Raw genomic sequence first — 14413 nt, 5'->3', positions numbered from 1 at the left:
CGAGTGTATGGATTTTTAAATAGTGCTTCTACTCAGAATAGTAAAATAATTATCGTTATTTGTAAAGGGATTCATTAAAGATGATATGTTCATCATCCGTTTGCTTCACATAACCTTTCATCTCACTGAGACTGTTACACATAACGAGATCTCTGATCATCTGTATTCCTTTATTTTCCTTAGCTGACGTAACAACAATCGGTCCTTTCGGTATCACTTTTTTAAGCTGTTTAATGGAATGCTTGATGTCAGCCTGCTCATCATCGGCTTTTGTAACAATTCCAATAGGTAATTTATTTAACCCCGTGCTGAATCCAGGAGGAAAGATCGTTTTCTTCCGAGTAGCATCCTGGATGAATAAAACATGCGTAACTTCTAAAGCAGTCGCCATGATATTTTTATAATACATAGGGTTTTCGGTATATTCACCTGGAGTATCTACAAGCCAATCTTCATAAGTGAGTGATTGTGTTTTTATCGCTTTCGGCTTGCGGCCTAATAATGCCAGCGCCAGTGTAGATTTACCAGCACCAATCGCTCCAACGAGCATTCCTCTATTCTTCTTAGACACACCATCCCCCCTTTTTAAGATTTTGTAATTTTCGAAGGGGTATAACCCAGCGTTTCTGATAAGAACCGATTCACTTCTTTCATCGACATTTCAACCTCTGAAACACTCCCAATCAGGACGAGGCTTCCCGTAAACCGATCTAAAAAACCAATCCCTACATGAGCTGCTTTTGTAGCATAATCACCGGCAATAATCACCGTTTCACTCGGAGTTAAGGTGAGAATACCTAAAGCCCCTGATTCTTCAATGCCCAACTTTTCAAACATATCTACATCCGGGTTAGCAATTAAATGACTCAGCGTCACTTGTTTTCCAGGAACAAATTCTTGAATAAACCTTTTCTTTTCTTCACTCAACTTCTACCCCTCCTCACCGGTTATTCGATTATTTTGCATCCCCGCTTGTTGCTACGACGTCACCTTCAAATTCTTCTTTTTCGATATACTCATCTTTTCCAATGACTCCATTTGCTCGATCTTCTCTTTCAAGTTCTCTCGCTTTTGGAACGGAAAGCCAGTAGGCAACACCAATTGCAATTACCCCGGCTGATAGCTTACCGGCTATGATCGGAAGGATTAAGGTTGGCTGGAAGTTCGCAGTAAATGATAGATGATCTCCCAGTAAGAACGCCGCACAAACAGCAAAAGCAATGTTAATAACTTTATCTTTAGGAGGCATAGAGCGGACAAGTTTAAACATTGCTAAAATATTCGCAATGGTTGCTACAAGCCCTGCACTTCCCACCGCACTTAAACCAAGCTTCTTACCAATGGACTCCAGCGGACGAGCCGCATATTTCTGCAGTAAATATACCATTGGAAAAGCACCAGCAAGCATAATTCCAATGTAACCGGCTGTTTCAAGTGCTCTAAACTGGTCATCCGCATCAGCCATAATTGGATCAAAGCCCCACCCGCCAAATACGAGAGAGAAAAACCCTGTAAAATACTCGACGATGGAGAAGACGAGTACTAATTTGATCCCTGCATCTAAAATTCTTCCAAACCACATAAATCCATTAATCATCATGTCGGGCAAGAAATATAAACCAGCCGCTAATACAACAACGAAAATAATAAGAGGTGTTAAATTAGCAAAAATGGCTAAGTAGTTCATAGCAAATTCATAAGTGGAATCCGCATTGGTGGATACGACTTCCCTTACATTGGCATTTGTCATCGTGATAATTACACTCGAGATCAAAACACCGATCGGAATAGTCAGCAGCCCTGACATAATCCCTAAAGCCATATACTTATGGTCTCGTTTATCTAGCATCGCCAATCCCATAGGAATCGAGAACACGATGGTCGCCCCTGCCATAAAGCCGACAATTAATGCCATGATCCAGGCTTCGTACGATTGCTGCAGCGCCTCAGCCAGCTGATAGCCTCCCATGTCAGAAGCAAGAATCGTCGTAGCGGCAATTGCAGGATCTGCCCCAATCTTTTCAAAAAATGGACCAAATACTTTATCAATGAACCACGATAAATAAGGGATCGAAGCCATAATACCGGCAGCAGGTACAAAAATGTGGCCAATTGCATGAAGACCTTCCATAAATTGGCCGCCAATTCCATCTTCGCTATTTTTAATAGAAGCAATCGCCCCGATAACAGCACAGGTCATAATAATGTAAATCACTATATTTCCGACTAAAACCATAAGATCTCCCACTCCTTTTTTAAAAAATAAAAATGCTAGAAGAACAGTGACGATTGAATCACTGCTCCTCTAGCACCTTTGCTAGCTTTATTTACTTGGTATTAGTAAGCTGACGTTCCGGCGAATATTTCCTCAAAACTTGCTGGGCCACTTTTTCCAGCGTCCATTGTTTGTTCATGCTGATCTTTCTCAACTTCTTGTAAGAGGTGTCTTCTGAATAGCCAAATTCCTCCATTAATAATCCTTTAGCTCTTTCCACCGTTTTACGTGCCTCGAGACGAGCATCCGCCTCTTTAACTTCTGATCTGTATCTTTCGGATACTTCTCCTTGATGAAGAGCAATTTCAACTGCGGGAATTAATCGGTTTTCCGCCACAGGTTTGACAATGTATCCTACTATATTCGCCTCTTTAGCTTTTTCGATAAATTCCTGCTGGCTGTAAGCTGTTAAGAGAAGTATTGGGATGTTAAACATTTTGGAAATTATTTTGCTGGCCTTTAATCCATTTAATTTCGGCATTTTAATATCCATGATTATGAGATCAGGTTTCAAACTTTCCGCCAGTTCAATCGCTTTCTCGCCATCCCCGGCTTCTCCTATTACTTCAAACCCAGCATCCTGCAGCATTAACGATATATCCATGCGAACAATCGATTCATCTTCTACTAGTAATATTTTCTTACTCATTTTACACCCTTCTTTCTTGAGGAAATGTAAGATAAGCCTCTGTGCCTTTATTCATTCCCTTTATTTGAAAAGTTCCTGATAAATCATGCTCGGCCATTCTTTTTACAATATCCAGTCCCAAGGATGCTTTATTCTCTTCTTTATAACCTATCCCATCGTCTTTGACGACAACTGTCATCTTCTCATCCCGCTGCTCAAATCCTATGCTGATCGTCCCTTTAACTCTATTTTCGAATGCATGATTGATACAATTTTGGATCAATTCATTAATAATGAGGGCAATCGATACTGCTCTTCCAGATTCAATGATTAAGCTGTCTCCCGCATATTCAATTGTTATTTTTTTACCAGAATAACCTGTCGTATAGACAAGCATATTGCCAATCTTCTCTGTAAGTTCGTAAATATCGACTTCATCAATACTGCTGTTAGATAAAATTACTTCATATACGGAAGCAATGCTCAAGATACGATTTAAGCTTTCCAGAAAGTAGACCTTACTCTCTTCCGGAATTCCCCGTCTCATTTGAAGTCTCAGCAGGCTGGCCACCGTCTGCAGATTATTTTTCACTCGGTGATGAATTTCCTGAATAGCTACAGACTTCATAATCAGTTCTTTCTCTTTTTCCCGAAGTTCCGTCAAATCCCTCATAATAATAAACATGCCGTTGTCTTTCTTGCTGTGAGGCAATGGAATCTTTTTGAGTTTGAATGTCTTATCATGGGATTCTAGTTCTTTTACGAGAAGCTCGCCAGGCTCTTCAACTATTTCTTCTAAAAGCGGCAGGCAAGCGGCTAAATTTTCACCATATTCACACGACATTCCTTCTAACTCATGGAGGAGATTGATAGCCGCGGGATTCGAATATAATAATTCGCCTTTCTCCCCGATATAGAACAAAGCTTCTTCCATTAATTCAGGAACAATCGGCTGACTGCCTGAATCATTCATGAGAAGACCGCTTAGTGTTTCGGTTGTTTTTGACAGCGCTTTCAATTCTTCCTGTTTTTCAACATGGTCACTAATGTCCTTCTCCATAATGAGTGTTCCAATAACTTTATCTTTATGATTAAAAATGGGTACGACGCTTTGCTCTACCTTTTTTCTTTCTTGTGTTATGGCACGATTGGAGCTCATCGTATTCCCTGTTCTTAAACAATACAACACAGCAGGTTCAAACGTTTGATAAGCAATATTTCCAGCGACTTGCTTTTCATAAATAGACTTTGCCGTTCGTGGAGCTGCTTCAGCAACAACGATGGCATGGTTCTCATCACGAAGTAGACAATCAATAAAAATATTGGCCTTTGATAAATCAGCCATCATTTGCATTGATTGACTAACTTCAATAATCTTCTCGATATCTTCCCCTTGTAGATTCGTATGTTCTTTACATAAAGAAGTAATCATTGAGCGATCAGTCATTTTCCCCATGACCTCCACATCAGGCGTGCTTTCTTGCTCTTTTTCATCGAAACTAATAGAATTATAGACTTCGATGTCAAAAAAGTCAATATTCTGAATGTTTAGTTTATTTGGGAAAATTTTACTCCGCTCGCTTTGTGCTTGAGCATTTTTTCTATAATTTCTGATAGGTAAGCACCCGCTTCCACTGGGGGAACTCCCCCTTCATGGATATTTGAAAACACGGTTCGATCTGCTTCAACACTGTCCTTATTAGGTTTGTAGATAATATACGCACTGATGCTTTTCGCCGTTGCCAATCCCGGTCTCTCTCCAATTAATGAAATTACTAAATCACAATCGACAATCGAAGCTACCTCATCCTGAAGCCAGACTCTGCTTTTCTTAACAAAAATTGGAGTGCCCATAGAGATATTTTTTGATTTTAACCCTTGAACTAAAGAATGATAAAGGTCGGGTACTGTATGTTCTACCCCAGTAGAGCTCAATCCATCGGAGACAATAATCTGTACCTGTTTCCCTTTTGAACCATTTTCCTCAAGCCACTCTGCTGATTCCTTATTCAGCTTTCGTCCAACATCCAAGTTCATTAAATACTCCTGCATGGATTGTGCTCGAGAATGAAGAATAGGCAGTCCCATATCCTTAAGAACAGATTCTTCTGCATCCTTAAAAACCGCATCCTGCGCAGCGGCGTGGTCTACCCGAAAATCCAGATAGTTTTTCGTTTTCATTCGTGTGCCTGCCCGTCCAATACCGATCCTGGCAGGTGTGATCTTCTGCACACTTTCAATCATGTCTGCATCGGCGGGGTTGTCTACAGTAACCTTTTTTGAAAATTGATACGTAAACTCTTTTTCTCTGTCGTATTTCTTATCTATATATGGAGTTTTCACCTTTTTTTGTTCCATTTCTTCGATCACACTTTTTACGATTTCTTCAATATTCATCTCCTGTTTACCCTCCCTTCATTAATTGAAGATCGATAAGTCGCCTGCTTTTTCTGTCAAACGTCCATTTTCCATAATTCCCATCTTTTCCAACCACTTCTCAAAATCAGCCAAAGGGCGTAAACCTAACATCTCACGTAAACTTGCATCATCATGATAACTCGTATCCTGATAGCTGAGCATGACATCATCACCGCCGGGAACCCCCATGTAAAAGTTTGCTCCTGCCACTGTTGTTAACATACCGGCAATTTCCTGATCATTCTGGTCCGCACTCATATGGTTTGTATAAGTAGGTGCAATCCCCATTGGTAAATTATGAAGTTTGCCCATGAACAAGTCTTCAAGGTCTGCCCTGATCATCTGCTTGCCGTCAAATAGCGTTTCAGGCCCAATAAATCCTGAAACATTGTTTACCATAAATGGATTCCAATGGCGCGCATACCCGTAAGTTCTCGCTTCCAAGGTCTGCATATCTACACCTAAATGACCGTCCAGCGACACCTCTGAGCCTTGACCTGTTTCAAAATAGAAAAAGTTAGGTCCGGCGGATGTCCCCTTCGCCTTCATTAATTCATAACCCTCATCTAAGATTTTCGACTGAACACCAAAGTCATCGTTCGCCACTTGAGTGCCTGCTAAGCTTTGAAAAAGAAGAGCGACAGGGGCCCCTTGCTTCATAGCCTGCATTTGAGTGGTAATGTGGGCAAGAACACAGTTTTGTGTAGGAATCTCCCATTGCTGCATGAACTCATGGCTCATTGTTAAAAGTTTAGCAACTGATTCAACAGCTTCGTTGTTAGGGTTAATCCCAATTACTGCATCACCAGCACCATAAGATAAACCTTCTTTAATAGAAGCTAAAATTCCATCAGGATTATCAACCGGGTGGTTCGGCTGACATCTGAATGCCAATCGTCCAGGTTCTCCAATCGTCGTATTACAGTGAGCTTGATGCTTCATCTTTTGTGAAGCTAACACCAAATCAATACTCGACATCAGCTTCGCCACCGCGGAGATCATCTCACTTGTTAACCCTCGGCTGAGTCTCTTAAGATCAGATGGACTCGTTGAGTGGGAAAGAATATATTCCCTTAGTTCACCAACCGTCCAATTTGCCACTTCTTTATAAATATAGGTACTCACATCCTCGTAGATGATCCGGCTTACTTCATCTGTATCGTAGGAAATGACAGGATTCTCATAGATATCTTTTAACTGAAGCTCACTTAATACATATTTTGCTGCCATTCTTTCTAACGAAGACTCTGTTCCAATCTTCGCCATGACATCTCCTGACTTCTCTTCGCTCGCCTTTGCTAATACATCTTTAATGGACTTGAAATGGTAAACTTCCTCAAACAGCTTGCAAGATAATTTCATAAAACCCTCCCCTTTTTATAAAATACAAAAGGCGCCTATGTAGTCAGCATAAAGCAGACTACATAGGCGCCTTCACCTTAAAATCATTTACTTTTAATCTAGTATAACAAAACCGTATCTGAAAATACAGAAAATTTTCGCGTTTTTTGTAGATGGATGTTTTTGGTACCATGTACCGGCGGTCTCCCCAGCGTACCAGGCACCTCCCTTAGCACCTGGTCATAATTTAATAAAGCAGGAATACTAGTGTTCTTGCTATCATTTCTGCAAATGGGATTGGGAGACCTTCTTCATTCAAGGATAGAGTTAAAGCCTCAGTTAAATCATTAGATGAATGGAGAGAAGAAGATATATTTTCCTTCACAGCATCGTAGCTCAAATAATTTCCAAGCGTTTCTTTTGCTTCCTCATCTATAGGCAGCTGCTGGGCAAATTCTTGGACGGAGCTGTTCCATTCCTTCTCTCCTGTCGCATTAAGATTCTTAAGCATCTGCTCTCCCACATCATCGGATGCTGACCTTTGAGTCTTGCTCATTTGTTCATTGAATGTTGGTTTGCTTGATAACTCTTCGTCCAGTCCAGTTACAAAATGAAGTTCAGTGATTCTATGTTCTTCAAGTTCTTTTACGAGCTCCCGCTCCTGCTGCTTGTCTTCAATAGCTGCAGACTCTTTATGCGCCTCAACACGTTCGAGCATAGGGCTGAAAGTTAACAGCATAAGACTGCATATAAAGAAGCTTGCCAATTTTTTCACATTCATCCTCTCCCTTCCTCCTTTATGGGTATCAAAATAACACAATCTGGTTGGAAGAGACATAGTACGAGATGAAGTTGAACAAAAAATACTATAATGCTTATTCCGAAATTCTCACCATATAGGCTGGATGAAACTATTGCTTGCCAGGCTGTAATTCCTTTTAGCTATTTAATTATTAGGTCCATTTACATTTACTTCACGCTATATAAATAAATCCTCCATGGTGAATCCTCAGTTTCAAAGGATTTCTCTAATGACAGCCCGATTTCTTCGTAGTTTTCAATTGGCAGCCCTGCGAGGACATATTCTCCTCCTAATCCTTTTAACGCCTGAGTATTTATTAATAGCTCTTCAATCGTTTTATCACTGCTCTTTTTAAACATATATTTTTTGCCTAGTTCACTGGAATAGACATAGGCCCTTCCGCCCCACGTGTCGTAGTAATTTTTTAATTTGGGGCTTTTCTCAAGTTCAGGAGCGATGACTTCCCGGAATTTATGTTTATACTCTAACGGATAGGTGTTGTTGTAAGTATCCAGGGTATAAAAACCGTTGTATTGTGGAATCGTTGGGTGCATAGCGACACTGACAACACGGTACTCGGAAGGATCTTCTCCGATATAGGCTTGAATCTGATCAAAAAGCTCTGTCGAATAAAACTCGTTAAACGTCGGGGTATTGAACTCGCCATACTTCGTTTCTTCCTTAAGTTGATAGACATTCCAGCATTGCATAACAATTAAAACGGCGGCGATCAGCTGGCTGCCTTTTACCTGCCTGGCTATAATGACAAGTGCCAGAGCAAAACATAAATACCACAGCATCGGGTCAAAAAAGTGAATACGGGCAAAGTTGAAGCTGTTAAACAGACCCATGTTGTCTTTAAGCAGCCTCAAGCCTTCCCAGTACCAAAAGGCATACCATAGAGAGAGAACCGGGATGGAGCTAAACATCAGTACAAGCCGGGTCGGATAGCCTCCCCGAAGCATTGCGATAAACAATGCGGCGATGATCACCAGTATGACGTAAGGCGTCTGAATTGCCTCATCATGGGTATGTCCGTACAAAAAATTCTTTTCGAACAGCTCAATCGTTTCGGAGATGTCTTTATGGCCGAGATCATTTTCCTCACGGTGCGATGTGAACGAGGAATCTATGAACATCGTGTAGATCAACAAATAATTTTTCACGACATAAAGCATGGTCATACCGGCAATTGCAATAAAAAAAGGGGCATTAAATTGTTTTTTCCGTATCCATTCCACCAGCCAGAGGGCTCCCATAATTCCGAGGAAGAAAATAAAGGTTAAGATGAAATTTGAGAAAAACGGAATAACGGCTAATGCCAGCCAAATATACCGTGGCGTTTGTTTTCCTTTTTTCCGAATGGTTAAAAACAGATAAAAAGCTAATGGCAGGCCAGCAACCGTCAATACACCGGACGGCCAAAACGGAAGCATGGCAAAAGAGAGTGAAACCCCCGCTGTGATCCATTTTCTTTTATTTTCTGGAATGACGAAACGGCTTAATAATAGATACATGCCAAAGAACGCGCCGATTCTCATAATCGTCTGGCTGATGATATAGGCACTCATTGGACCAAACCACACATGTAGCCATAGAACGCCGTCTAACGCAGAAGGGAGCGCACTTCTTGGCAGCCCGTTGATTACGTTAGGCAGAGTGGCGTCGGGGCCGGCAAAAATCTGTCCGCTTTCGGCGAGCATTTTATACCAAACGATGTTGGAATCGAGATTATCATGCACGCGAATGTGGGTATCCCCGCCCAACGCGTAATAGGGTAGTAAATATAGAAACAGGACCGCACATGAAAGTACGATCCATCTATGCTTGATAAAATATCTGAACGTATTTGACCACATGACGGACATCCTCTTCTGTAATTCCATAATATAAAGGCAGCCGGACAATTCGTTCGCTTTCCCGCGTTGTAAAATTGTCTTTTCCTATAAACGTACCAAACTGTTCTCCTGCATGGGAAGAGTGAAGCGGCACGTAATGCGGAACAGCCATTACATCATTTTCTTTTAAATAACCGATAAGATCGGCTCGTTCCTGCTCATCTCTGCATTTCAAATAAAACATATGGGCATTATGTTCGATTTGTTCCGGTATAAAGGGACCTTCTATTTCTGGGATCGCGGTAACTTCCTGCAGATCGTCCCTATATTGATTCCATCTTTCCATGCGATCTTTATTAATCTGATCAATATTTTTAAACTGCTGAAAAAGATAAGCCGAGTTAAGCTCGCTTAGGAGATAGGAGGAGCCGAGGTCGCGCCACGTATATTTATCAACCATTCCCCGGGAGAACTGGGCTCGGTTCGTTCCTTTTTCCTGAACCATTTCCGCCCTCTCAATCAATGGCTGGTGGTTGACGATCAGCGTCCCCCCTTCACCGCATGTGTAATTTTTCGTCTCATGAAAACTGAAGGTGCCTAAATGGCCGATTGTACCTAAAGGCTTTCCTTTATAAGTACTTGTTAACGCCTGGGCCGCATCTTCAATGACCCAAAGTCCATGCTCTTCAGCTATCCTCATAATCTCATCCATCTCGCATGACACTCCGGCATAATGAACGACAACAATCACTTTTGTTCGCGGAGTAATCGCCTGTTCAATTTGCTTAGGTGAGATATTGAGCGTTTTTTCTTCAATATCGACGAAGCGAATTTCAGCTCCTCTTAAAGCAAATGCATTGGCTGTTGAAACGAACGTGTATGAAGGCATTATGACTTCATCGCCCGGCCCTGCTTCTGTTAAAATAGCCGCCATTTCCAGAGCAGCAGTACATGACGGTGTCATAAAAGCACGTGTACAGTCTAATCGATCTTCAAGCCAGGCGGTGCATTTTTTATCGAATGGTCCATTTCCCGACAGCTTGGCATTGACTACAGCTTCTTTGATTAGTTCTTCTTCGCCCCCGACGACACAGGGGCGGTTAAATGGAATCATCAGATCACCTCATTACAATAATTCCTGCTACGATCAAGGAGATGCCCATAACCTTTTTAAATGTCATCGGTTCTCCAAAAAGAAAAACGGATAGTACAAAAACAAGCACAAATGACAGGCTCATAAACGGGTAGGCATAGCTGATATCAAACTTTGTCATCGCTGCCATCCAGAAAATAGATGCGACAAAAGCTGATAAGAAGCCGGATAATATAAATGGGTTAAGAAGCAGCTGCAGCAGAAAGATGAATTTATCTTTCCATAAAAGAGGCAGTCCTCCATATTGATCAATTTTCCATTTTAAAATTAACTGGCCGTATACGGTGAAAAAGATTGTTCCGAAAATATATACGTATCCCATACGTCACCCGCCCAGCCGATTGAGCTTGTGATAAACGTCTTTTGTTGTACGCAGGCGATATCCGAGGGAATAAAACAAATTGAGAGAAGCCACATTGGCTGCCGAAATAGATGTCGTTAGCTCCTCACTTCCTGATTCAATCAGTTGCTTTTGGCAGGCTGCGCTTAAAAACGGCCTCGCCAGCCCTTTTCCACGATATTTCCTGCTCATTCCAAGCAGGAGGACTTTATCCTTTTCAAACCCATAAAAACCGGCTGTTTCACCTTGAACATTTAATGCATAGACTTGCTCTTTCTCAATTAAATCCTTCGTCCAGTTCATGTACCTTTTATCCGCCTGTTCATTTGGAATATTAAAATCACGGTGAAACCGGCCATGATGGAAGGTTTTTTCAGCAATCTCCAAAACGGTGTTCAGGTTATATCTCTCTTCTATCGTGATACCTTCCTGATCGAAGTTTAATAGCTTTTCCGCTTTACAGACGGGTTCAATTAACGTATCCACATAGTAAAACCCGCTGTCTAACAGACGCTTTGGGTTTGAAAGCGGATCTATTTTTATCGTGTAATGGCCTTTACGCTCTTCGGTTTGCGCAAGCGCCTCTTCCTCCATACTGGTTACTTCAAATGTATCGATATGAAAATTCCGGACATCCCAGGGAGTGGGACGCAAATATTCCGTCACAAAATCATCTCCGATCCTTCGCCGCTTCCTTTTCATTTATCTGTTCGCGAATCAGGTAAAGCGGTCTTCCTTTGGCTTCATTGAAAACTTTTCCGATGTAGAGCCCGATAATTCCGAAGTTGAAAAACATCAGACCCGCGATGAAATACATACTCACCATCACACTTGTCCAGCCTTGAACATGCTCATCCATAAAGAAATATCTGAGAAACAGGTACATTCCATATAAAAATGAACCGAGCGATATAAAAAAGCCTATTTGAATCGATAATCGTAAAGGTTTGTTTGACTGGGCGATGATAGTATCTGTCGCTAAAGTGATCAGTTTTTTCAAATTATACGAGGACTTTCCCTCGCCTCGTTCTTTGTGCTCGACTACAATACTCGCTGTCTTGTACCCCATCCATTGAAGAAAAAGCGGATATAGACGGCTCTGCTCCCGCATCTGCCTGAAGCCTTTTATCACCTTTTTATGGGCAATACTGAAGTTCGCCACAGTGTGATCAGAAACATGGCCGGTAAAGTAGTCATATACACGGTAAAAAGCCTTTGAGGACATACGTTTCAACCAACTGTCCCGGCGCACGACTCTTTTGGCAAACACAACTTCATAGCCTTCCTGAGCCTTTTGAAAAAGCGCAGCGATTTCCTCAGGACGGTCTTGTAAGTCACAGTCCATAACGACGACCCAGTCTCCTGTCGTATGATCTAGACCTGCTGTAATCGCATAGTGCTGACCAAAGTTCCTCGCTAAATCAATGCCTCTGATCAGGGGATCCTCACCGGCTAATTCGGTGATCGTTTTCCAAGCATGATCAGGGCTTGAATCATTGACCAATAGGATTTCATAATCAGCTGGTATATCTGCAATCGTTGCTCGGACACGGTTACATAATTCACGTAAACAGGAGCGGCAGCCATAAATAGGTACAACGACTGAAATTACCGGCTTGGCTGTGCCCATTGCCTTACATACCAATTTACGGTTTCTTGTAATCCTTGCTCGATCGTAACTTCCGGCTGCCATCCCAATGAATTTCTCAATTTAGTATCATCTACCGCATATCTGCGATCATGTCCAAGACGGTCTTCTGTAAAGGTAATTAATTCTTTATAACTGTTAAGCTCTCCTTTTTCCTGCGGACAGGTTTGATCTAAAATCTCACAGATTTCACCAGCGAGCTCAATGTTTTTCAATTCATTTCCACCGCCGACATTGTAGCTTTCCATCGCTTGGCCGCCGTGGTAAATAAAGTCCAGTGCCCTGCAGTGGTCTTCAACATACAGCCAGTCTCTTATATTTTCTCCGTCTCCATAAATCGGGATCGGCTGCTGTTTAAGAGCGTTGGAAATTATCGTAGGAATCAATTTTTCCTCGTGCTGCCGCGGGCCATAGTTGTTTGAACTGCTCGAGATGACAATATTCATCCCGTATGTATGCCCGAAGCTTTTTACGAGTAAATTCGCCCCTGCTTTTGATGCACTGTATGGATTTCGCGGATCATAAGGGGTATGTTCATGGAACTTTCCATCAGTATCTAAGGAACCATACACTTCATCAGTTGAAATTTGATGAAATCGATTTTCTTTGAGCTTTCCGCGCATTTCCCAGTCGCGCTTTGCAGTCTGCAGCAGAACCTGAGTTCCTAAAACATTCGTTTCGATAAAAGAACGTGCATCTTCAATCGACCGGTCAACATGAGACTCGGCAGCGAAATTGATCACGCCATCAATCGGATAATCATTGAATAAGCGGTCCACAAAAGCAGCATCTGCAATATCGCCTTGAACGAATTGGTAGTTTTCATAGTGTTCGAGATTTGAAACGTTGGATAATGACCCGGCGTACGTTAATTTATCAACGTTCAAAAGCGCGGCATCCGGGTATTTTTTACAATAATAGTTTATAAAATTCGAACCGATAAAACCGGCTCCCCCTGTTACTAAAAGATATCGCTTATTCATACTTACTCACCTCTAACATCGGATGGCTGTCCATCTCATCCCAGTATTGTTCAATATGCTTTCTATTGGCAATATCTATTAAATATTGGCCATAGTCCGTTTTGGACATAAACTTTCCAATCTCCCGGAGCTCCTGCTTATCGATATTGCCCAGGTAGTAGGCAATCTCTTCAATACACGCGAGCTTGAAGCCTTGCCGCTGCTGAATATTTTTCACAAATTCAGACGCTTCAAATAGCGACTCGTGAGTGCCTGCATCCATCCAGGCAAACCCGCGCCCAAGAAGCTGAACATCAAGCTCGTCCATCGCTAAATACTGTTTATTCAGGTCGGTAATCTCAAGCTCTCCACGCCCTGAGGGAGAAAGCCGCTTCGCAATATCTACGGCGCGATGATCGTAAATATAAAGCCCGGTCACCGCAAAATCCGATTTAGGATCATTCGGTTTCTCTTCTAAGGAGACCACTTTTTTGTTTTCATCAAATTCTACAACTCCAAATCGTTCCGGATCTTTAACGCGATATCCAAATACCGTCGCATGCTTATGATCCTGAATGGCTTTACGAAGCAGTGTCGTAAATCCTTGGCCATAAAAAATGTTATCCCCGAGAATTAACGTGACGTCATCGCGGCCGATAAATTCTTCTCCAATTATGAGCGCTTCCGGTATGCCGTTTGGATTTTCCTGTACCTCATAGGTAATAGAAATTCCTAAAGACTCACCATTGCCCAGCAGTCCTTTAAATCGGCTCACATCATCAGGGGCACAGATAATTAAAATATCTTTAATCCCGCCCAGCATTAAAACAGATAAAGGATAGTAAATCATCGGCTTGTCAAACACCGCCAGCAAATGCTTGTTTACACTGAGTGTACTTGGTGACAGCCTCGATCCACTGCCTCCTGCTAAAATAATTCCTTTCATTCCCATCCCCCTCACCCTATTAATTTTCCACTATAATGCTTATTACCTTTTTTAACAGTTTT

Annotated in this window: 15 protein-coding genes; all 15 read right to left on the bottom strand. The window is 41.9% G+C overall.

The window, feature by feature from the left end; translation table 11 throughout:
- Positions 1 to 55 precede the first annotated feature (55 nt).
- Positions 56 to 571: a EutP/PduV family microcompartment system protein gene (locus tag HUS26_RS01085; protein WP_173915396.1), complete on the bottom strand. Its 516-nt coding sequence runs from the start codon at positions 569 to 571 to the stop codon at positions 56 to 58.
- Between the two features lie 14 nt (positions 572 to 585).
- On the bottom strand, positions 586 to 927 hold the full coding sequence (gene eutS, locus HUS26_RS01080) for an ethanolamine utilization microcompartment protein EutS (protein ID WP_173915395.1): 342 nt from the start codon (positions 925 to 927) through the stop codon (positions 586 to 588).
- 28 nt (positions 928 to 955) lie between these two features.
- On the bottom strand, positions 956 to 2236 hold the full coding sequence (gene eutH / locus HUS26_RS01075) for an ethanolamine utilization protein EutH (protein WP_173915394.1): 1281 nt from the start codon (positions 2234 to 2236) through the stop codon (positions 956 to 958).
- Between the two features lie 91 nt (positions 2237 to 2327).
- Complete coding sequence (locus tag HUS26_RS01070) at positions 2328 to 2924, bottom strand: ANTAR domain-containing response regulator (protein ID WP_173915393.1); 597 nt, start codon at positions 2922 to 2924, stop codon at positions 2328 to 2330.
- A gap of 1 nt (position 2925) precedes the next feature.
- Entirely contained in the window at positions 2926 to 4350 is a 1425-nt protein-coding gene (locus HUS26_RS01065) for a sensor histidine kinase (RefSeq protein ID WP_173915392.1), read from the bottom strand.
- 101 nt (positions 4351 to 4451) lie between these two features.
- Positions 4452 to 5300, bottom strand: coding sequence for an ethanolamine ammonia-lyase subunit EutC (gene eutC, locus HUS26_RS01060; protein WP_173915391.1), 849 nt, complete (start codon positions 5298 to 5300; stop codon positions 4452 to 4454).
- 21 nt (positions 5301 to 5321) lie between these two features.
- Positions 5322 to 6683 (bottom strand): ethanolamine ammonia-lyase subunit EutB, encoded by a 1362-nt coding sequence (locus HUS26_RS01055; RefSeq protein WP_173915390.1) that lies wholly within the window; start codon positions 6681 to 6683, stop codon positions 5322 to 5324.
- 226 nt (positions 6684 to 6909) lie between these two features.
- Positions 6910 to 7443 (bottom strand): hypothetical protein, encoded by a 534-nt coding sequence (locus HUS26_RS01050; RefSeq protein WP_173915389.1) that lies wholly within the window; start codon positions 7441 to 7443, stop codon positions 6910 to 6912.
- Positions 7444 to 7631: 188 nt separating this feature from the next.
- Positions 7632 to 9323 (bottom strand): DUF6044 family protein, encoded by a 1692-nt coding sequence (locus HUS26_RS01045; protein WP_254434109.1) that lies wholly within the window; start codon positions 9321 to 9323, stop codon positions 7632 to 7634.
- Positions 9286 to 10416 carry a dTDP-4-amino-4,6-dideoxygalactose transaminase gene (gene rffA / locus HUS26_RS01040; RefSeq protein WP_173915387.1) on the bottom strand — a complete coding sequence of 377 codons (1131 nt, stop codon included), beginning with the start codon at positions 10414 to 10416 and terminating at the stop codon, positions 9286 to 9288. Before rffA ends, HUS26_RS01045 begins: the two co-directional genes overlap by 38 nt.
- A 4-nt stretch (positions 10417 to 10420) precedes the next feature.
- Positions 10421 to 10777, bottom strand: a complete 357-nt coding sequence (locus HUS26_RS01035) for an EamA family transporter (protein WP_173915386.1) — start codon at positions 10775 to 10777, stop codon at positions 10421 to 10423.
- 3 nt (positions 10778 to 10780) lie between these two features.
- On the bottom strand, positions 10781 to 11461 hold the full coding sequence (locus HUS26_RS01030) for a GNAT family N-acetyltransferase (protein ID WP_254434108.1): 681 nt from the start codon (positions 11459 to 11461) through the stop codon (positions 10781 to 10783).
- A 4-nt stretch (positions 11462 to 11465) separates the two neighbouring features.
- The gene (locus HUS26_RS01025; protein ID WP_173915384.1) at positions 11466 to 12425 is read right to left on the bottom strand and encodes a glycosyltransferase family 2 protein; all 960 of its coding nucleotides are present in this window, start codon (positions 12423 to 12425) and stop codon (positions 11466 to 11468) included.
- Positions 12404 to 13426, bottom strand: coding sequence for a dTDP-glucose 4,6-dehydratase (rfbB, locus tag HUS26_RS01020; RefSeq protein WP_173915383.1), 1023 nt, complete (start codon positions 13424 to 13426; stop codon positions 12404 to 12406). The genes HUS26_RS01025 and rfbB overlap by 22 nt, the downstream gene beginning before the upstream one ends.
- Positions 13419 to 14351 carry a glucose-1-phosphate thymidylyltransferase RfbA gene (gene rfbA / locus HUS26_RS01015; protein WP_173915382.1) on the bottom strand — a complete coding sequence of 311 codons (933 nt, stop codon included), beginning with the start codon at positions 14349 to 14351 and terminating at the stop codon, positions 13419 to 13421. The genes rfbB and rfbA overlap by 8 nt, the downstream gene beginning before the upstream one ends.
- Between the last annotated feature and the right edge of the window lie 62 nt (positions 14352 to 14413).

Origin of the sequence: Halobacillus sp. Marseille-Q1614, assembly GCF_902809865.1 — a bacterium.
Classification (GTDB): Bacteria; Bacillota; Bacilli; order Bacillales; family Halobacillaceae; genus Halobacillus_A.
This window is presented reverse-complemented; position numbering and strand designations above follow the sequence as displayed.

Coding starts and splice junctions, on each gene's coding strand:
- eutH (WP_173915394.1), bottom strand. CDS start 2,236: ATGGTTTTAGTCGGAAATATAGTGATTTACATTATTATGACCTGTGCT.
- HUS26_RS01070 (WP_173915393.1), bottom strand. CDS start 2,924: ATGAGTAAGAAAATATTACTAGTAGAAGATGAATCGATTGTTCGCATG.
- HUS26_RS01065 (WP_173915392.1), bottom strand. CDS start 4,350: ATGACTGATCGCTCAATGATTACTTCTTTATGTAAAGAACATACGAAT.
- eutC (WP_173915391.1), bottom strand. CDS start 5,300: ATGAATATTGAAGAAATCGTAAAAAGTGTGATCGAAGAAATGGAACAA.
- HUS26_RS01055 (WP_173915390.1), bottom strand. CDS start 6,683: ATGAAATTATCTTGCAAGCTGTTTGAGGAAGTTTACCATTTCAAGTCC.
- HUS26_RS01050 (WP_173915389.1), bottom strand. CDS start 7,443: ATGAATGTGAAAAAATTGGCAAGCTTCTTTATATGCAGTCTTATGCTG.
- HUS26_RS01045 (WP_254434109.1), bottom strand. CDS start 9,323: ATGTGGTCAAATACGTTCAGATATTTTATCAAGCATAGATGGATCGTA.
- rffA (WP_173915387.1), bottom strand. CDS start 10,416: ATGATTCCATTTAACCGCCCCTGTGTCGTCGGGGGCGAAGAAGAACTA.
- HUS26_RS01035 (WP_173915386.1), bottom strand. CDS start 10,777: ATGGGATACGTATATATTTTCGGAACAATCTTTTTCACCGTATACGGC.
- HUS26_RS01025 (WP_173915384.1), bottom strand. CDS start 12,425: ATGGGCACAGCCAAGCCGGTAATTTCAGTCGTTGTACCTATTTATGGC.
- rfbB (WP_173915383.1), bottom strand. CDS start 13,426: ATGAATAAGCGATATCTTTTAGTAACAGGGGGAGCCGGTTTTATCGGT.
- rfbA (WP_173915382.1), bottom strand. CDS start 14,351: ATGAAAGGAATTATTTTAGCAGGAGGCAGTGGATCGAGGCTGTCACCA.